The organism is Mycobacterium sp. P4_H6 (assembly GCF_056400845.1).
This window is the reverse complement of sequence record NZ_JBFUKN010000036.1, coordinates 43,381-61,105: the sequence shown is the minus strand read 5'-3', so window position 1 is coordinate 61,105 and position 17,725 is coordinate 43,381. Positions and strand designations below refer to the sequence as shown.

Annotated in this window: 21 protein-coding genes and 1 pseudogene; 12 read left to right on the top strand and 10 right to left on the bottom strand. The window is 68.9% G+C overall.

Annotated features, from left to right (window positions below; translation table 11 throughout):
* From AC1DTF_RS16710 to AC1DTF_RS16700, 3 genes and pseudogenes are all read left to right on the top strand, one after another.
* A pseudogene (locus tag AC1DTF_RS16710) lies at positions 1 to 716 on the top strand (DUF1214 domain-containing protein); the annotation flags it as partial.
* Between the two features lies 1 nt (position 717).
* Positions 718 to 1,224: a VOC family protein gene (locus AC1DTF_RS16705; protein ID WP_477474863.1), complete on the top strand. Its 507-nt coding sequence runs from the start codon at positions 718 to 720 to the stop codon at positions 1,222 to 1,224.
* Positions 1,221 to 2,660, top strand: coding sequence for a carboxylesterase/lipase family protein (locus AC1DTF_RS16700; protein WP_477474862.1), 1,440 nt, complete (start codon positions 1,221 to 1,223; stop codon positions 2,658 to 2,660). The genes AC1DTF_RS16705 and AC1DTF_RS16700 overlap by 4 nt, the downstream gene beginning before the upstream one ends.
* A 35-nt stretch (positions 2,661 to 2,695) precedes the next feature.
* Here AC1DTF_RS16700 and AC1DTF_RS16695 read toward each other — a convergent pair whose 3' ends face one another.
* Complete coding sequence (locus tag AC1DTF_RS16695; protein ID WP_477474861.1) at positions 2,696 to 3,628, bottom strand: SDR family oxidoreductase; 933 nt, start codon at positions 3,626 to 3,628, stop codon at positions 2,696 to 2,698.
* Between the two features lie 87 nt (positions 3,629 to 3,715).
* On the opposite strand from AC1DTF_RS16695, the gene AC1DTF_RS16690 reads away from it, so the two are divergent.
* From AC1DTF_RS16690 to AC1DTF_RS16680, 3 genes are read left to right on the top strand one after another with little or no spacing between them, the layout of a single operon-like run.
* Complete coding sequence (locus tag AC1DTF_RS16690; protein ID WP_477474860.1) at positions 3,716 to 4,552, top strand: helix-turn-helix transcriptional regulator; 837 nt, start codon at positions 3,716 to 3,718, stop codon at positions 4,550 to 4,552.
* 29 nt (positions 4,553 to 4,581) lie between these two features.
* Entirely contained in the window at positions 4,582 to 4,959 is a 378-nt protein-coding gene (locus AC1DTF_RS16685; protein ID WP_200962188.1) for a YidH family protein, read from the top strand.
* 4 nt (positions 4,960 to 4,963) lie between these two features.
* Entirely contained in the window at positions 4,964 to 5,746 is a 783-nt protein-coding gene (locus AC1DTF_RS16680; protein WP_057168289.1) for a bestrophin-like domain, read from the top strand.
* On the opposite strand, the gene AC1DTF_RS16675 is transcribed toward AC1DTF_RS16680, so the two are convergent.
* The 3 genes from AC1DTF_RS16675 to AC1DTF_RS16665 form a co-directional block, all read right to left on the bottom strand.
* Complete coding sequence (locus tag AC1DTF_RS16675) at positions 5,743 to 5,958, bottom strand: hypothetical protein (RefSeq protein ID WP_156409248.1); 216 nt, start codon at positions 5,956 to 5,958, stop codon at positions 5,743 to 5,745. The two genes, AC1DTF_RS16680 and AC1DTF_RS16675, sit on opposite strands and share 4 nt — an antisense overlap.
* Before the next feature lie 129 nt (positions 5,959 to 6,087).
* Positions 6,088 to 6,672 carry a carboxymuconolactone decarboxylase family protein gene (locus AC1DTF_RS16670; protein WP_477474859.1) on the bottom strand — a complete coding sequence of 195 codons (585 nt, stop codon included), beginning with the start codon at positions 6,670 to 6,672 and terminating at the stop codon, positions 6,088 to 6,090.
* A gap of 160 nt (positions 6,673 to 6,832) precedes the next feature.
* The gene (locus AC1DTF_RS16665; protein ID WP_057168287.1) at positions 6,833 to 7,480 is read right to left on the bottom strand and encodes a TetR/AcrR family transcriptional regulator; all 648 of its coding nucleotides are present in this window, start codon (positions 7,478 to 7,480) and stop codon (positions 6,833 to 6,835) included.
* Between the two features lie 131 nt (positions 7,481 to 7,611).
* On the opposite strand from AC1DTF_RS16665, the gene AC1DTF_RS16660 reads away from it, so the two are divergent.
* Complete coding sequence (locus AC1DTF_RS16660; RefSeq protein WP_057168286.1) at positions 7,612 to 8,610, top strand: GNAT family N-acetyltransferase; 999 nt, start codon at positions 7,612 to 7,614, stop codon at positions 8,608 to 8,610.
* On the top strand, positions 8,610 to 9,434 hold the full coding sequence (locus tag AC1DTF_RS16655) for a shikimate 5-dehydrogenase (RefSeq protein WP_477474858.1): 825 nt from the start codon (positions 8,610 to 8,612) through the stop codon (positions 9,432 to 9,434). Before AC1DTF_RS16660 ends, AC1DTF_RS16655 begins: the two co-directional genes overlap by 1 nt.
* Here the strand turns inward: AC1DTF_RS16655 and lpqN are convergent.
* Complete coding sequence (lpqN, locus tag AC1DTF_RS16650; protein WP_477474857.1) at positions 9,431 to 10,147, bottom strand: envelope biogenesis lipoprotein LpqN; 717 nt, start codon at positions 10,145 to 10,147, stop codon at positions 9,431 to 9,433. The two genes, AC1DTF_RS16655 and lpqN, sit on opposite strands and share 4 nt — an antisense overlap.
* 35 nt (positions 10,148 to 10,182) lie before the next feature.
* Here lpqN and AC1DTF_RS16645 point away from each other — a divergent pair, with 35 nt between their 5' ends.
* Both AC1DTF_RS16645 and AC1DTF_RS16640 read left to right on the top strand, forming a co-directional pair.
* Positions 10,183 to 10,899, top strand: a complete 717-nt coding sequence (locus tag AC1DTF_RS16645; RefSeq protein ID WP_477474856.1) for a DUF5642 family protein — start codon at positions 10,183 to 10,185, stop codon at positions 10,897 to 10,899.
* Positions 10,900 to 10,918: 19 nt separating this feature from the next.
* Positions 10,919 to 11,575, top strand: coding sequence for a DUF5642 family protein (locus tag AC1DTF_RS16640; protein WP_477474855.1), 657 nt, complete (start codon positions 10,919 to 10,921; stop codon positions 11,573 to 11,575).
* On the opposite strand, the gene AC1DTF_RS16635 is transcribed toward AC1DTF_RS16640, so the two are convergent.
* From AC1DTF_RS16635 to AC1DTF_RS16620, 4 genes are all read right to left on the bottom strand, one after another.
* Positions 11,572 to 12,180, bottom strand: coding sequence for an alpha-ketoglutarate-dependent dioxygenase AlkB (locus tag AC1DTF_RS16635; RefSeq protein ID WP_057168282.1), 609 nt, complete (start codon positions 12,178 to 12,180; stop codon positions 11,572 to 11,574). The two genes, AC1DTF_RS16640 and AC1DTF_RS16635, sit on opposite strands and share 4 nt — an antisense overlap.
* A 30-nt stretch (positions 12,181 to 12,210) precedes the next feature.
* Positions 12,211 to 12,642 carry a redox-sensitive transcriptional activator SoxR gene (soxR, locus tag AC1DTF_RS16630; RefSeq protein ID WP_082614276.1) on the bottom strand — a complete coding sequence of 144 codons (432 nt, stop codon included), beginning with the start codon at positions 12,640 to 12,642 and terminating at the stop codon, positions 12,211 to 12,213.
* Between the two features lie 68 nt (positions 12,643 to 12,710).
* Entirely contained in the window at positions 12,711 to 13,577 is an 867-nt protein-coding gene (locus AC1DTF_RS16625; RefSeq protein ID WP_057168281.1) for a hypothetical protein, read from the bottom strand.
* A 164-nt stretch (positions 13,578 to 13,741) separates the two neighbouring features.
* Positions 13,742 to 15,280: a dolichyl-phosphate-mannose--protein mannosyltransferase gene (locus tag AC1DTF_RS16620; RefSeq protein WP_057168280.1), complete on the bottom strand. Its 1,539-nt coding sequence runs from the start codon at positions 15,278 to 15,280 to the stop codon at positions 13,742 to 13,744.
* Between the two features lie 24 nt (positions 15,281 to 15,304).
* Here AC1DTF_RS16620 and rsmI point away from each other — a divergent pair, with 24 nt between their 5' ends.
* Together rsmI and AC1DTF_RS16610 are read left to right on the top strand one after the other, a co-directional pair.
* Positions 15,305 to 16,141 (top strand): 16S rRNA (cytidine(1402)-2'-O)-methyltransferase, encoded by an 837-nt coding sequence (gene rsmI / locus AC1DTF_RS16615; protein WP_477474854.1) that lies wholly within the window; start codon positions 15,305 to 15,307, stop codon positions 16,139 to 16,141.
* A gap of 11 nt (positions 16,142 to 16,152) precedes the next feature.
* Positions 16,153 to 16,530, top strand: a complete 378-nt coding sequence (locus AC1DTF_RS16610; RefSeq protein ID WP_477474853.1) for a hypothetical protein — start codon at positions 16,153 to 16,155, stop codon at positions 16,528 to 16,530.
* On the opposite strand, the gene AC1DTF_RS16605 is transcribed toward AC1DTF_RS16610, so the two are convergent.
* Positions 16,470 to 17,717: an aminodeoxychorismate synthase component I gene (locus AC1DTF_RS16605; protein WP_477474852.1), complete on the bottom strand. Its 1,248-nt coding sequence runs from the start codon at positions 17,715 to 17,717 to the stop codon at positions 16,470 to 16,472. The genes AC1DTF_RS16610 and AC1DTF_RS16605 overlap by 61 nt on opposite strands.
* Positions 17,718 to 17,725: the final 8 nt, after the last annotated feature.

The window sequence follows — 17,725 nt, the reverse complement described above, 5'->3', positions numbered from 1 at the left end:
CACCCGGATCCCGCAAGTTGTTCATGCGGCAGGGCTTCGACTCCTGGAGCGAGCGCTCGGCACAGTTCAGCATCGAGCGCATCGACATGGATGAGCCACGTCCCGTGCCGACACCGCAGGATCTCATCGCGTCGATGCAGTGGGCCGGCGACTTCCTCACCGGGGCGATGACGGACTGGCCGGATCGCGAACTGGAGATCGGCTCGCTGTTCGGCGAGCCCGAGCCCAACGCATTCCCCGGTGCCCGTTTCGAGGGCACGGCGGAGCAGCGCGACGCGCGCCGCGGCCGGCTCATCGTCACCATGCCGTGGCGTCTCGGGCCGGACGAAGCGTTGGTCTTCGAATTCGCCGACGACGGTCAGTTCTGGATGTTGACCAACATGGGCGCATTCTGGAACAGCATGGACTACCTGTACCGGCCGGTGAGCTACACGCCGAGCAGAGCGGCGACCGACTCCGACGGCCGCGTACGAATGGTCATGGCCCACAACGACCCCGGCGTGCACAACTGGATCGACACGCAACGCTTCGGCGAGGGCTACCTCACGATGCGGGTGATCGGAAGTCGGCAATTGCCCGAGGTCAGCACGTCGGTCGTGCGCCTGGCCGAGCTGGACGCCGTGTTGCCGACGGGTACCCGGCGCGTCACGCCGCAGCAGCGGGCCGCGCAACTGCATGCACGCTTCGACGCCATCCGCGCCAGATACCGGTTCTGACATGGATCCGACTCTCGAAACGCTCGCCGCGTCGGCCTTCGACAACGTTTATCACGTGGGCCACCTCGTCCCCGATCTGCCGGCTGCCATGCAATCACTCACCGACGCCCTGCAGATCACCTGGGCGCAACCTTTCGAGATGCGCAGCGGCTTCACCCGTCCGGACGGGTCCGCCGACGATCAGACCGTGCGCATCGCCTTCTCCACGTCCGGCCCGCCGTATCTGGAGCTGATCGAGGTTGTCGCGGCCGCAGACTCGATCTTCGCCGAACCGAAACTCGGTGGCATGCACCACGTCGGCTACTACGCGCAGCGCTGGCGCGACGACGTCGCGCGGCTGCAGGACGACGGTTGGGAGTTGGAGCGCACGGGCGCCGGCGTGGCGTTTCTGCGCGACCCGCGCAGCGGGCTCCGGGTGGAGGTGGTGAGCTTCAAGGGCCGCGACTTCCTGACCCGGATACTCGACGGTGCGATGGCGCGGGAATACCCCCTGACCGAGCGCCCGTGACCGCAGTCGCGCACACCTCGTACGGAGCGCTGCGCGGCGATGCCCGCGCGGGCATCGCCGTCTTCCGCGGTGTGCCGTACGCGGCCGCGCCGACGGGCCGGCGGCGTTGGTGTCCACCGCAACCCCCGCCGAGTTGGGCAGGCGTGCGGGCGGCCACCACCTTCGGAGCGATTGCCCCGCAGGACATCTCGCCGCAACGGCTGGCCAAGCGCGGCCTCACGATGAGCGAGGACTGTCTCACGCTCAACATCTGGACGCCCGCGGTCGACGACCAGCGCCGGCCCGTGCTGGTGTTCCTGCACGGCGGCGGCCAGACGCAGGGGCACGGATCCGCCGCGCTGCTCGACGGTTCGCGACTGGCCCGGCGCGGCGACATCGTGGTGGTGACGCTGAACTTCCGGCTCGGCGTGCTGGGCACGCTCTACGCGCCTGATCGGCACGGGGCCGGCTCCACCAACCTGGCACTGCGCGACCAGCGGCACGCGCTGCGGTGGGTCCGCGAGGAGATCGCCGCGTTCGGAGGCGACCCGAGCGCCATCACGGTGGCGGGACAGTCCTCCGGTGCGGTCGCGATCTCCGCCCTGCTCGCCGGCGGCTGCGACCTGTTCGACCGCGCGATCCTGCAGAGCGGTGGCCTGGAGCGCGTGCGCTCGACCGCGGCCGCCTCGGCCGTGGCCGGGCAGATCCTCTCGACCGGTGTTCTCACGCGCGACGGAGAACCGGGTGTCGAGGAGATCCTTGCCGCACAAGGCGGTATCGACACCGGGTTCGTGCCCCCGCAGGGCCCGTTCCACCCCTGCATCGACGGCGATGTCATCGACGAACACCCCTTGGTGGTCGCGCAGACACGTGCCCTGCCGACCATCCCCATCCTCGCCGGGACGACGCGCGACGAGTGGCGGATCTTCGATGCCGCGCTGGATGAGCGCGTCTTCACCGCGCAGTACCTGCGGGACCGGGCGCAGGCACTCGCCGGGGCCGGTCACGACGCGGACGCGGTGGTGGCGACCTACCGCGCCGACCATCCCACGATGCGTGAGGCAGCCGCCGCCATGGTCACCGACTACCACTTCACCGCGCCGACCGAGCAGTTCGTCCGCGCACACGCCGGGCGCGGCAACACGGTGTTCCGCTACGAACTGCAGTGGTCTTCCCCGCGTGCCGGATGGGGCGCATGCCACGACTCGTGCCTGGCACTGGTGTTCGGCAACGTGGACGCCGCGCCCGCGCTGGCCGGCGACGACGGGGCGGCCCGCCGGATGTCAGAAACCGTTCAGGACCACTGGCTGGAATTCATCCGCGGCGCAGAGCCCTGGCAGCGTTATGACGGCGCAGGCGGGTCCACGATGCTGCTGGGCCCCGAGACCGCCATCGCCCACGGCCACCGCGCCGAGCAACTCGCCATCTGGGAGGGACGCTATCCCGCCTACGGATGACCAACGCCGTGACGCGCGCCGAAGATCCTGGTTGCTCACGCGAATCTCACGCCGGTGAGTTCCTGCGACACCTCCCATACCCGGGCAGCGGATGCGCTGTCGCGCAACGGCTTCCAGAGTTTCTGCAGCCCGGGCGGGCCGCCCACGTTACCCGGCCAGGTGGGCCCGTAGAACACGCCGGGGTCGGGCGTCGTCGCAGCCATCAGTGCGGGAAGCTTCGCGCTGTCCACCGTTCCCACGCCGAGGCCGCGCGCCGACAGCCGGCGGATGATCCGTACGCCGGTGGTGTCCTTGTCCCGTCCGACTTCGGGACGTGCTGCGAGCAGGCTGGTCGGGGCGACGCCGGGATGGGAGATGTTGCTGGTGATGCCCCAGCCCGCGGCGGCGCTGCGGCGGGCGAGCTCCAGCCCGAACAGTCCGAACGCGATCTTGGACTGCCGGTAGGCGCGCATGCCGTCATACCCGCGCTCCCAGTTCAGGTCCTCCCAGTGGATCTCGCCGCTGCGCGCGGCGATGCTCGTCTGCGAGCTCACCCGCGCACGTCCGGCCGACAGCAATGGCAGCAGGTGCGCGGTGAGTGCGAAGTGCCCGAGGTGATTGGTGCCGAACTGCAGCTCGAAGCCGTCGGCGGTGATCTGACGATCGGGCGGTGTCATCACCCCGGCGTTGTTGATCAGGAGGTGGATCGGGGCGCCACCGGTGCGCAGCTTCGCACCCAGCGCTGCGACCGAGGCCAGCGAGGAGAGATCCAGCGCCTCCAGTGACAGCTTCGCCTGCGGATGCTGGGAGCGGATGGTGGCGACCGCCGCCTCGCCCTTGGCGGTGTTGCGCACCGGCATGATCACCTCGGCGCCGGCCCGCGCCAGGCGGGCGGCGATGCCGAGCCCGATGCCGTCACTGGCTCCGGTCACCACCGCTCGTTGCCCGGTGAGGTCGGCAATGGTGATGTCGTACTGTCCGCGTGTCATGTGTTCGAGACTGCCCGGCATCGGCAGTCATATCCACGGCCTGACGATCCGTGGCTGCGCGATCCGCGGCGGGCGACAATGGCAGCCATGATCGATCGAGCCGGCCTGGCGGAATTCCTGGTCTGCCGGCGCAGTGCACTGCAGCCCGAGGACGTGGGGCTGCCGCGGGGACGGCGCCGCCGCACGAGTGGGTTGCGCCGCGAAGAGGTTGCCGCGCTGTGCCACATGTCGACCGACTACTACGCAAGATTGGAGCGCGAGCGCGGCCCGCACCCCTCCGAGCAGATGATCGCCTCGATCGCGCAGGGGTTGCATCTATCCCGCCACGAGCGCGACCACCTGTACCGGCTGGYCGGGCATCGGCCGCCGGTGCGGGGTTCGGGCACCGATCACATCAGCCCCGGGATGCTGCGGATTCTCGACCGGCTCACCGACACCCCGGCCGAGATCGTCACCGAGCTGGGGGAGACGCTGCGTCAGACGCCGCTGGGCGTCGCGCTCGCCGGGGATCTGTGCCGGCACACCGGCCCGGCCCGTAGCATCGGCTACCGCTGGTTCACCGACCCCGTGGCCCGCGACATCCATCCACCCGAGGACCACGAATTCTATTCGCGGCTCTACGTTTCGGGGCTTCGCGGTGTGCTCACCCTGCGTGGGCCCGAGTCCAGGGCGGCCCGCTACGTCGAGTTGCTCACCGGGCAGAGCAAGGAGTTCCGGGCGTTGTGGTCCGAACACGAGGTCGGGATCAGACCGCGAGAGGTCAAGCGCTACAACCATCCTGAGGTCGGGTCGCTGGAGCTGAACTGCCAGATTCTGCTGGACCCCGATGAATCACACACGCTGCTGGTCTTCACCGCGGCGCCCGGTAGTGAAAGCTACGAGAAGCTGCAACTGCTGTCGGTGGTCGGCGCGCCGACGGTGTGAGCGGCGGCCCCGGTGTCATGCTGGTCTCGATGACCGACCGGCCGCTGGACCCCAACACCCGGCTCGCCGCCGAACGCAACCGGCTGGCCCTGGAGCGCACTTTGATGGCGTGGACCCGGACGGCGACCTCGCTGATCGCGTTCGGGTTCACCATCTTTCAGATCTTCCGGTATCTGTCCGAAAATGAGCGCCTGGCCGATCCCTACGTCAGCCCGCAGCTGGTGGGCACCGTCATGATCGTCATCGGCATCACCGCGTTGATCCTGGCCTGGGCGCAGCACCGGCAGGAGTTGGCCGCGCTGCGCAGGGAGTTCGGTCCGATGCGCTATTCCATCGCCTCGGTCGTCGCCGCGATGCTCGCCGGACTCGGCGTGTTGGCGCTGCTGGCGATCACGTTGCGGATGTGATGGCATGAGCGCTTGGCTGGTGGAGCATGTCCCGGCGGGAATGCTGCTCATCGCCCTGATCGTGCTGTTCGCCGGCGGTGCGCTGCTGGCGCAGCGGTTCGTGCGGCGCCGGTACCCGCACCTGGCCGGYGAGGAGCACAACGACGTCACCCGGTTCGCCTACGGGGTGATCGGATTCGTCTACGCCTTCTTTATCGGCTTCGTCGTCTCGGCGATGTGGGGCCACATCAACACAGCGGATGGCAACGCGCGGGCCGAGGGCGCGGCCGCGGTGCAGTTGGCAACGGATGCCGCGGTTTTCGATGCTGTCGATGCCGAACGCATCCGGCAGCGTCTGCTCACCTATGAACGGGCGGCCATCGCGGAGTGGCCGGGCAACCGTTCGGCCCAGGCCGATGCCGCGCTGACCGACGTGTACCGCGCCTACGGGCAGATCGTGCCGGCCGGTGACCTTCAGAAGTCCATCGTCGCAACGTCGTTCGGCAATCTCGACAAGGTCGGTCAGGCCCGGACGGTGCGGATCATGGCTGCCCACGGCGATGACGGACCGCCGTGGCCGCTGTGGGCCGTCGTCTTCCTGACCAGCGCGTTGGTATTGGGCACCGCGATCATCTACGGGGTGGAAAAGCCGTCGATGCACTACCCGATGGTGGCCATCGTCGGCGTGCTGGTCGCCACCAACCTGTTCCTCGTGCTGCAGCTTTCGCACCCGTTCATCGGCGACGTGGCGACCTCGCCGGATCCGCTGCACGAAGCCGTCGCGGTGCTGGAGCAGCCCAGCGGTTAGAGCCGGTACATCTCCCGCGCCATGGCGGCGTCCTCCATGAAGGCCTCCCGCTGAACCGCGCGGTGGCCGGCGTTCTTGCGTGTCTGCTGCACCGGAGCCAGAAACGTCGCGCGCAACGCCGCTTTCATACGGGCCACCCAGTGCCGAGAATTGATGCGCGGCAATGGTATCGCTGCCGCCGGCGATCCCCTGAGGGGTTGTGCCTGTGTCATGATTCGACGTTACGAATTATGCGCTGACCAGGCATCGTGCCCGAGGGCGATCTTGATCTGCGACCGTAGTAGGAGGCCGGCCCGCCCAGGGCATGAGAGCCGGGTCACACTGCGCGGCCGCGTCCGGGCTCAGTGGCCGGTCAGGTGCGCCCGCACATCGTCGTCGAGTTCGACTCCGAAGGACCGCAGCATCCAGCCCAGCGTCTCATAGGCGCCGACGGTGAAGATGGCGTCCAGGATCTGCTGCGTGCTCAGGTGCGCGTTCAATGTGGCCCAGGTGGCGTCGCCGATAACGCCGTCGGCGACCAACTCATCGGCGGTGCGCAGCAGGGCCGCGTCGGCCTCGGACCACAGCGAGGAGTCCGGGCCCCACGCGATCTGGGCCACCTCGTCGCGCGAGATGCCCACATCGCCGGCGATCACCACATGCTGGGCCCATTCGTACTCGGCCTGCCGCAGCACCGCGGTGCGCAGGATCAACATCTCGCGCTGGCGCGGCGTCAGTGAGGTCGCCGACAACAGGTGGCCGTTGAAGGTGAAGAAGGCCTTGGAGAGCTCCGGGTGATACGCCAAGGCGCCCAAGACGTTCAGCCCCTTCGGCCGGCCCTCGGTCGGCAGCGGGGGATGGCGGCGCACCGGCGGGTTCATGGCCGCCAGCGCGTCACGCATCTGGGGTGGCCACTCCTTGGGGTGCAGCGGGTCGACACGAGCCATGCTGGGAGGTTCCTCTCGTCGCTGCGGCCGCTTCCACGGCCCGACCGGTAATGGCGTTCTCCCAAGATTGCACGACGATCCCGAAAATGACGAATGCGACGCTTCCGGGGTCTAGGGAGAGCCGAGACCGCGGAGGCGTCGCACCGGAAACTTGGGGCCGTCAGCTGGCGGCGGGCTCCTGCAGATTCCACAGATTGTTGGTCAACAACCTCTGCAACTTGTCGAGAACAGCGGTGACCTCGTCATCGGTGCCCACGAATCCGGCGTAGAAGCCCATCCCGAACATCAGCACCAGCAACATCTCGACGAGCGCGGCAGCGTCGGCGTCGGCGGCCAGCTGGCCGGTTTCGGCGGCGTCGCTGACGGCGGTGTTCAAGAACGCGCGGATGTCCTCGCGGGGCGCGTATTCGTCGTTCTTGAGCTCGGGGTGCCGATAGGCCTCCAGCATCGAGGTGACCAGGAACGCCGCCGCCGAGTCGAACTCGCGGTGCGCGGCCATCATCCCGGTCATGAAGGCCGAAAGCTTGCCGGTCAGGGTGGTCTCACCGGCCGCGGCCTCGACACCGGCGTTGAACAGCGCGGTGTTGGTGCTCGCCAGCACCTGCCCGTACAGATCTTTCTTGTTCGTGAAGTAGTGATTGATCGCCGGGCGGGTCAAATTGGCCCGTTCTGCGATCGCCTGAAACGTCGACGCATCGTAGCCAAGTTCACTGAAAACCTGCCGAGCCGCATGAATGATCCGCTCACGGGTTTCGGCACCGTTAGCTGCTCGTGGACGCCCGCGAGTGCGGCGCAGCGCTTGTGTCATACGCGGAGTTTGCCACAGTTATCTGACTCATGCGTAGAAAACGTTTCGAACTGCTGGTTTACCGGTCTGCATAGCAAATGTCCGAACGAGGGTTGTTGCCGACCCCGTCCTTGCCGCCGTAGCCTCGTGAGGTGTCCGGAGTGACCGCAGTCCGTGCCGACGAACTGGCCGCCCTGGAGTTCTTCGCCGGTTGCCCCGCGCAGACCCTCAGGCCGTTGGCCGCGCAGCTACAACCGCTGGTCGCGGCGCCCGGGCAGGTGCTGATGCGCCAAGGTGAGACCGCCCTGACCTTTTTGCTCATCGCTTCCGGGCAGGCCGAGGTGACCCACGTCGGCAAGGACGGTGCGGTGACCGTCTCGCACCTCGGTCCCGGCGTCGTCGTGGGTGAGATCGCGCTGCTGCGTGACAAGCCGCGCAACGCCACGGTGGTGGCGACCACCGAGCTGAGCGGCTGGGTCGGCAACCAGGACGCCTTCGCTCAGATGCTGGAACTGCCCGAGGCGATGAACCGGCTGGTGCGCACCGCCCGGCAGCGGCTGGCGGCCCACATCACCCCGATCGAGATCGCCCTGCGCGACCACCTGGTGCTGCATCTGCGCCCGGTGCTGCCCGGTGACAACGTGCGCACCACCAGCGGCCCGATCGAGTTCTCCTCCGAGACGCTCTACCGCCGGTTCCAGAGCACCCGGGTGCCCACCCCGGCGCTGATGGCATACCTGTTCGAGGTCGACTATGTCGACCACTTCGTCTGGGTGATGACGGCCGGACCGGACGGGCCGGTGGTGGCCGACGCCCGCTTCGTGCGGGAGGGGCACGGCGTCAGCACCGCCGAGGTGGCGTTCATCGTGGCCGACGTCTACCAGGGTCACGGCATCGGCACGTTCCTGATGGAGGCCCTGGCGGTGGCCGCGCACGTCGGCGGCGTCACCCGGTTCTCGGCGCGGGTGCTGTCGGACAACTACGCCATGCGGGCGATCATGAACCGTGCCGGCGCGCACTGGGTGCGCGATGATCTGAACGTGGTCATCACCGAGGTGGACGTGCCGCCGGCCAAGTCGCTGTCCCTGCGGCCCGAGATGTACGAGGAGATCGCCGAGATGGCGCGCCGCACCATGAGAGCGGTGAGCTGATGGCGCGCCGCCCGCCGCTGAACAAAGACACCCGGCTGTGCATCTCGCTGGCCGCGCGGCCCAGCAACATCGGCACCCGGTTTCACAACTATCTCTACGACGAGCTCGGCCTCGACTTCATCTACAAGGCTTTCACCACCACGGACATCACCGCCGCCATCGGCGGGGTGCGGGCACTCGGTATCCGCGGCTGCTCGGTGTCGATGCCGTTCAAATCCGACGTGATGGCCCTGGTCGACGAGATCGAGCCCTCGGCGCAAGCCATCGAGTCGGTCAACACGATCGTCAACGACGACGGCCATCTGCGGGCCTCGAACACCGATTACCTTGCCGTGCAGGGCCTCATCGCCCAGCACGGGCTCAATCCGGATCAGGAGGTCATCATCCGGGGCAGCGGCGGGATGGCCAATGCGGTGGCAGCCGCCTTCGTCGGGGCCGGCTTCGCCGAAGGCGTCATCGTGGCGCGCAACGCAGATGCCGGGCGGGCGCTGGCCGACCGGGTGGGCTACCGGTACGCGCCCGAGGTCGGGTCGCTGCGGGCGCCGATCGTGGTGAACGTGACCCCGATCGGTATGGCCGGGGCGGCGGAGGAAACCGAGCAGGCCTTCGACGACGACGTGATCGCCGCCGCCGCCGCCGTTTTCGACGTGGTGGCGCTGCCGTCGGAGACCCCGCTCATCACTGCCGCCCGCGCAGCGGGGACAGCGGTGATCACCGGCGCGGAGGTCATCGCGTTACAGGCGGCCGAACAGTTCGAGCGTTACACCGGTGTCCGGCCGACCGATCAGCAGATAGCCGCCGCGTCGGCGATCTCGCGGGCCTAGGGCGTGATGGTCGTTTCGTCGTCGATGGCCGACGTGGCATCCATCAGCGGGCCCATCTGCTCCTCGGTGCCCTCGGCGTTGATCTGCAGCACGAAGACGCCGCCCTCGACCGGGATGACCGTCGTCTTCTGGGCGACGAGCAGATTCTTGCCGTCCTTGACGTAGGTGCCGCCGACCTGGACGGCGTCGAACCCGCCGAGCTTGTCGGGCTGACCCTCGGCGGGGCCGTCGAACTGGGGGAGATTGCGGAGCTCACCCGGGGCGAACTCCAGGACCTTGGCGACGTCCACATCGCCGGTCAGCTTCGACATGATCGCGGTGATGGTCGGCGGCGGTGGCGGCATCGACGGGTCGGTGAACACGATCTGGCTGTAGGCCCACTCCGGGGTGGCCGGTCCGGCGTCCATCCACCCGGCCGGCGCCGGCAGGTTCACCGTGGGTGCGCCTTCGTCGCCGCGCTTCACCTGTGCCTCGGTGATGCCGTTGTCCCGGATGTACTCGGCGATCGTGTAATTCTCACCGGCGGGCTCGGCGGGAGCGCTGGATGCCGCGGCGCTGGTACTGGTTTCGGCGGCCTCCGACGAGGTGGCGCTGGTGCTCTCCTCGGCGCTGCTGGTCGACTCGGTCTTGGTGTCCGACCCACAGCCGGCCAGTGCCAGGCTGAGCACTGCGGCCGCCGCGGCCACACCGCGGGCGGTCGTCTGCTTGTTCATTGCATCTCCTGTCGTGGGCACCCGAAGGCGATCTCGTGCGGGACGTTACCTGGCGCGGTGATGTCCCGCGGGCGTGCGCGCCGATGTGGTACCACAGCTTCATGCGTGGCTACGCGATCTGTCTGGGCGCCGTGCTCGTCGTCACCGGATGCGACGCATCCCAGCCCGCCACCCCCACCCCGTCGTCGGCCACCCCGCATTCGGCCGCGGTGAATCCGGCCGCGGTCGCGCGGGTGCGCAGCGCGCTGCCGCCCGGCTATGAGGTCGGCAATCTCGCCGATCATGCTGCGCCGGCGTCGTTCTGGGGCCTGAAACCGCAGTGGACCGCCGAGCCCGCGCAGTGCGGTGCGCTGGYCGATCCGGGTGCCGGCGCGCCGGTGCGGGGCTGGTCGGCGTCGGGGCCCGGCGGGATCGTCTACGCCCTCGTCGCGGGTCCGGGAGCGGGCGCCGGCGTGCCGCACGGGTGCGTGGCCTGGACGTTGGCCGGCGGGCGCACGACCGCTGCGGTGAATGCGGTCGAGGCACCGGCCATCGCCGACACGCCGACGGCCGCCATGAGCACGGTGGCCACCACCGTCGTCGAAGGCGGCACCGAGACGCGGTCGCACGCCGATACCGTCAACGCCTATCTGGACTCGGGATACGTCGCCTCGGTGACGGTGGTGACCGACCCGGRCTCGGCTCTGCCGGTCCTCGGGCCCGACGTCGCCGCGCGCCTGCTGGCGCAGACGGTCACCGCCGTCCGCGGCTGAGGCCGGTAGATTGGCGGCGATGTTCTCGCCACGGGTGCTCGCCCTCACCGCCTGCGCGGCCGCGCTCACCGCCTGCACGGCAGGCGAACCCGAACAGGGTGCCGGTATCGAGGGAGTCTTCGACGTGAAGCCGACCTTCGATGCGCAGTACCAGGTGACCACGACGGGTCCCACCGGTATCGACCCCAAGCTCCTCGCGCCGGCGGCAGTGCCGGCCGGTGTCCGGGTCGAGCCGGCGGCATGTACGAAATTCGCCGCCGGCGTTGGCATTCCGGAGGGCGCCCAGGGCAACATGGCCGCCACCACGGCCGAGGGCAAGGGCAACCGGTTCATCGCGATCGCCGTCGAGACCTCAGAGCCGGTCCCGTTCAACGAGCCCGGCCCGGATTGCCAGAAGGTCGGCTACGGCGGGCCGGGGGTGCGCGGCCTGGTCGAGGTCGTCGAATCCCCACAGATCGAGGGTGTGCGCGTGGTGGGTACCCATCGCGTGGTGCAGACCGTGGTGGACGGGAAGCCGCACAGCGGCGAGTTGTTCAACTACGTCGCGAGTTTCGATTCCTACCTGGTGATCGTCACCGCCAATCCGCTGGTCGTGCCGAACACCCCCGTCGCCGCGGTGGACACCCAGAAGGCCAGGGACCTGCTCACCGCCGCGGTGGCCGCGGTACGCGGCTAACGCACGTCGCGGGCCCGGAACTGGATGCTGATCCGCGGCCCGGTCGGTCGGGCCGTCTTCGGGACCGCGTGCTCCCATGTGCGCTGGCAGGATCCGCCCATCACCAGCAGATCCCCGTGGCCCTGCGGTAGCCGCAGCGAGCGTCCCCCGGCGCGCGGCCGCATCGCGAAAGTCCTTCGCGCGCCCAGGCTCACGATCCCCACCATGGTGTCCTCGGTGCTGCTGCGCCCGACGGTGTCACCGTGCCACGCCACGCTGTCGGTGCCGTCGCGGTAGAGGCACAGTCCGGCGCTGGTGAACGGTTCGCCCAGTTCGCCGGCGTAGATGTCGTTGAGCCGTCTGCGCATCCGGGCGATCGCCGGGTGCGGGGCGGGGCCGTCGGTCAGGTCGTGGAAGCTGACCAGGCGGGGCACGTCGAGCACCCGTTCGTACATCTGCCGGCGCTCGGCACGCCACGGAATGGCTTCCAGCAACTCGTCGAACAGGGTGCCGTCACCGTCCAGCCAGCCATTCAGCCAGCCGGCGCGTACGTCGATCCAGGCGCCGGCGCCCAGGTTGCGACGATCATCGTGGTCGAAGAGCGACCCTTGGACGGCCAGAGACACGACTCGAGCGTATCGCACAGACGTTCGATATCACAGGTTGACCGCGCCCGGTCCGTGGTCGGCCAGCACGTCTTCGGGGTTGACCAGCTGACACGCCTTGAGGCTCATGCAACCGCAGCCGATGCACCCGGTCAGGTTGTCGCGCAGCCGCTCCAGATGCACGATCCGGTCCTCGAGGTCCTGGCGCCAGCCCGCCGAGAGCCGGGCCCAGTCCTTGCTCGTGGGGATCCGGTCGTTGGGCAGGGTGGCCAGCGCGTCGCGGATACGGGCCAGCGGGATGCCCAGGCGCTGCGACATCCGGATGAACGCAACCCGGCGCAGCGTCTCGCGGGGGTAGCGGCGCTGGTTGCCCGAGGTGCGCCGGCAGCTGATCAGGCCCTCGCGCTCGTAGAAGTGCAGCGCGGACACCGCCACTCCACTGCGGAGTGACATCTCACCGGGCGTCAGCTCGTGGGTTTCCACCACCTGAACCTTAGTTGAGCTCGGCGCGCGGTGCCGTTTTCTGCAGCAGGGTCGTTCCAGGGAGTTGTTCACCGCCTTCGTGTAGAAATCGGCGGTACCGGGTGGCCACGTCGGATGAACGCCTCGCGCGCCCGGTGCAGGACGAAAGCCCTGGAATGCTCGGCCACCACATGAATGTCGATCCAGCCCTGCCGGTCGATCATCTCCGCACGGCCGATGTCGCGCACGAATCGACGCCTGTCGGTCTGATGAATCGCGCCGTCGTAGTCGAAGCCGACCTTCGGGCCGTCATAACCCATATCCAGGTATGCGACGTTGGCGCCATCGGTGACGGGAATCTGGGTGCGCGGCCGAGGAAAGCCGCCATCGACCAGCACCCATCGCAACCACGATTCCTTCGGCGACTGCGAGCCGGGGTCCATCAGACCCAGGGCACTCCGCGCCTGCCTGATCCCGCGCAGGCCTGGGTATCTCGCGGCCAGCGTCAATACGTCTGCCGCGCTGACACCCGTCACGGAAGCCAAGTCGTCCAGATGGGCGAGGGCCTCGACCGGCGACAGAAAGCGGGCCAGATCGAGCGCGGTGCGGACGGGTGTGGTGACGGTGAGGTCGCCGATACGGCAGATTTCGTCGTCCGCCAGCTTCTCCTCCCGCACCACCACGCCGGCACGCTTGCGCCCGTGCCGGGTTATCAACTCGATCGGCACGCCGTCGTCCACCCACCGTGCGCCGTGCATGAACGCTGCCGCGCGCCCGGCGATGACGGCTCGACGGTCGGACCACAACCACGCGGCCACGATCTTCGACGACAAGGTGTGCGGCCCGTCTCGCAGAACGTAGACGCGCGGGTGTGCTGCGGCGTAGCGCCAGCGCAGTTGCCCGCGAGTCAGTAATCCCGCTTGCAGCGCCTCGGGTCCCAGGAATGGCGTGGTCATGGCCGAAGACTCGCGCGCGCTTCCGACACCAATGCGGGATCGACGCCCGAATCCAGACCTGGTTGTGGATAACTTCGTCCCAGCCGTCGCCGTTTTCTTCGCCATGGTCGTCGATCGCTCGGAAGAGCAGCCGAGGTGTAGAAAACGGCGCGGAGAACCGGCACCTAACGCCAGGACGGCAACCAGATCTGCATGTGCCAGGTGGCCTGCGATATCGGCAGCCCGGTCAGAATCGGGTAGAGCCAGGCGAAGTTGGTGATCACCAGCGCCACATACACACTCACCGCGATCAGGCCCAGCGTTCTGCGCTCGGCGTTCTGCCGGGGCTGATACAGGATGTCGCCGAGTATCAGCGCTATCAGCATCACCAGGAACGGCGCCATCGTCGTCGCGTAGAAGAAGTACATCTGCCGGTCGATGTCGAGGAACCACGGCAGGTACCCGGCCGCATATCCCACCAGCACTGCGGCATAACGCCAGTCGCGGCGCACGAACGTCCGCCACACCGCGAACAGCAGCACCGGCACCGCGATGAACCACATGGTCGGGGTGCCGACCAGCATCACCGCCTTCACGCACGACTCCGCGCCGCAGCCCGGCACGTTCTGCTGATCGATGGCGTAGAGCACCGGCCGCAACGACATCGGCCACGTCCACGGCTTGGACTCCCACGGATGATGATTGCCCGCCGCATTGGTCAGCCCGGAATGGAACTTGTACACCGAGGCCGTGTAGTACCAGAGCGAGCGGATCGCATCGGGCAGCAGTCCGCCCTCGCCGATGGTGCGGCCCACCTCATGCCGGTACACCCCGGTCTCGGAGGCGAACCAGCGCGCGTAGGACGCCAGGTACACGAACAGCGGGATCACGACCAGCGCGTACACCGCGGGCACGGTGTCACGGCGCAGCGCGCCCAGCCACGGCCGCGGTGCCCGGTACTGGCGGCGCGCCGCGATATCGAAGGCCAGCGTCATCACCCCGAAGAACGCGATGAAGTACAGCCCCGACCATTTGGTGGCACACGCCAGGCCCAGCAGCACGCCGGCGCCGAACCGCCACCAGCGCACCCCGAGCCGCGGGCCCCACGGGGTTTCGCCGATCCGGCCCTCGAGCAAGGCCACGTGCATCCGCTCGCGCACCTGGTCGCGATCCACGATCAGCGCACCGAAGGCCGCCACCACGAACACCACCAGATACACGTCCAGCAGCGCGGTGCGCGCCGAGACGAAGCTGACGCCATCGGCGATGATGAGCAGCCCGGCGAGCGCCCCGACCAGTGTGGAGCGGCTGATCCGCCGGACGATCCGCGCCACCAGGATCACGATGATGACGCCGCACACCGCACCGGAGAACCGCCAGCCCAGCCCGGTGTAACCGAAGATCCACTCGCCGATGGCCATCAGCGCCTTCGACAGCGGCGGGTGCACCACCAGCCCGTAGCCGGGGTTGTCCTCCAGGCCGCCGTTGCCCAGCATCTGCCAGGCCTGCGGCGCGTAATGCTTCTCGTCGAAGATCGGGGTGCCCGCGTCGGTCGGCGACCCGAGGTTCAGGAACCGGGTCAGCGCGGCCAGCGCCCCGATGATGGCCGTCATGACCCAGCCCTGCAGCCGGTCGACGGGCCCGAAGTCCGGCACCGGCACAAGCGGGCCCGGGCTGATCACGGGTGCGGCGCGCTCCGGAAGCACGGTGTCGGGAGCGGTCATCACCGACGATCGTAGGCTGCACAGGTGGAAGACGGCCGACTGCTCCTGGGTGCCACCCCGTTGGGCCAGCCCGGGGACGCCTCGGCGCGTCTGGTTCAGGCGCTGACGTCCGCCGACGTGATCGCCGCCGAGGACACCCGGCGGGCGCGCACGCTGGCCGCCGCGCTGGGGGTCACCCCGGCCGGCCGGGTGCTCAGCCTCTACGACCAGAACGAGGCCACCCGGGTGCCGATGTTGCTCGAGGAGATCGCCGCGGGCGCCACCGTGCTGCTGATCAGTGACGCGGGCATGCCGCTGATCAACGATCCGGGCTACCGGCTGGTCACCGCGTGCGTGRCGGCGGGCCTGACGGTGAGTTGCCTGCCCGGTCCGTCGGCGGTGACGACGGCGCTGGCGGTGTCCGGTCTGGCCGCCGACCGGTTCTGCTTCGAGGGCTTCGCGCCGCGCAAGCAGGCGGCGCGGCGCACCTGGCTGGGTGAACTCGCCGGCGAGCGGCGCACCTGCGTGTTCTTCGAGTCACCGCGCCGGTTGGCCGACACGCTGCGCGACGCCGTCGACGTGCTCGGCCCGGGCCGCCAGGCCGTGGTGTGCCGGGAGCTGACCAAGACACACGAGGAGATCAAACGCGGCACCCTTGGCGACCTCGCGGACTGGGCCGCACACGGGGTCCTCGGAGAGATCACCGTGGTGCTGGCCGGCGCCGTTCCGCAGACAGACCTGCAGACGCTGGTGAGTGAGGTGCAGGAGCTCATCGAGGACGGAGTCCGGGTGAAGGACGCGTGCGCGCAGGTGGTTGCGGCGAATCCGGGCGCGACATCGAAGCGGGAGCTCTACGATTTGATCTTGAAGTCACGCGAGTAGGGGAGACGGGGATGTTCGGTTGGCTACGCAGGCGCAGTGAAGCCGCCGCCGAGCAGGTGAGGGCCGAACTCGCGGGGGAGGGCGTCCTTCTCGGCCCGGAGAAGGGTTCCTATCGCGGCGCGACGGCGCCCGGGTACCCGACCGTCAAGAACACCGGGGTGATCGCGCTGACCCGGCGGCGGCTGGTGTTCCGCACGCTGACCGGCAAGTCGATCGAGGTGCCCGTCGATGCCATCACCGGCGTGCGCGAGGCCACGGTCTTCAAGGGGTCGGTGGTCGGCGGGCAGCAGCACCTGGTGGTCACGACCGCCGCGGGGGAGATCGGCTTCTACGTCTTCTCCGGTATCGGCGAATGGGTCACCGCGTGGAATTCACTGACGCCCAGCTGACCCAGACCCACAGTCGGCGCCGCCTTGTGCAGGCATTCCTCCCATTCGGCGGCCGGGTCGGAATCCGCGGTGATCCCACCGCCCACACCGAGCACCGCGGCGCCGTGCCCGTCGAACTCCACCGTGCGGATCGCCACGTTCAGTTCGGTGCCTGCGCTGGGCGAAGCCAAACCAACTGTGCCGCAGTAAATTCCGCGTCGTTCGTTTTCCCATTCCAGCAGCAGTTCGCGGGCCCGGCCCTTCGGGGTTCCGGTCACCGACGCGGGCGGGAAGGTGGCCTCCAGCACTTCGGACATCGGCACCTCGGCCGGGATCCGGGCAGCGACCGTGGACACCAAATGCCACACCCCCGGCGCCGGGCGCACCCGTAGCAGTTCGGGAACGGTCACCGATCCGGTGACGGCGAGCCGGCTCAGGTCGTTGCGCACCAGGTCGACGATCATGATGTTCTCGGCGACGTCCTTGACCGACGCGCGCAGCAGTGCAGGCGACTTGTGCAGGGGCAGCGTGCCTTTGATGGGACTGGAGATGACCGACTCGCCGTGCCGCCGCAGGAACAACTCCGGGGACAACGACGCCACCGCTCCCCAGCTGCCTGCGATGTAAGCGGCCCGCGCCGGGGAGGTGCGGTCGACGGCGTCGACGAAGAAATCCAGTGGGTCACCGGTGATCCGGCCGTGGAACTGGGTGCAGACGCAGGCCTGGTACACCTCTCCGGCGGAGATCGCCTCCAGGCAGGCCGCCACACCGGTCAGGTGCGTATCGCGGTCGGGTGCGGTCCAGTGCATCGAGTATGGCCGCGGCGCTGTCGCGGTGACCCCGGTCAACCATTCGGGAAGTGCTGCACCGGTGAGGCTTTCGTGCCACCAGCAGCCATCGCCATCTTGGCGCAGCACCGAATCGGACCAGCCGCCCGCAGCTTCCGGGATGCGCGGCGCGCCGTGCCCGTCGGGGAAGGACAGATAGCCGAACCAGCCGCCCCCCACCGCTGCTGCCGCCCCGGGAACAACGGCGAACACCTCGGTGGCCGGTGCCGCGTCCAGTGAGGGTGCGATGACGGCCCTGGACCCGAACCAGTCCCCGATCAGCGCGGCCGGCGGTGCCAGACCCAGGCGGGCCCCGGCGTCGGCGACCCAGCGCAGCACGCCGGGCGCGTTGCCCAGGAGGCCGAGCCGGTCGATTCGCACCGGCCCAG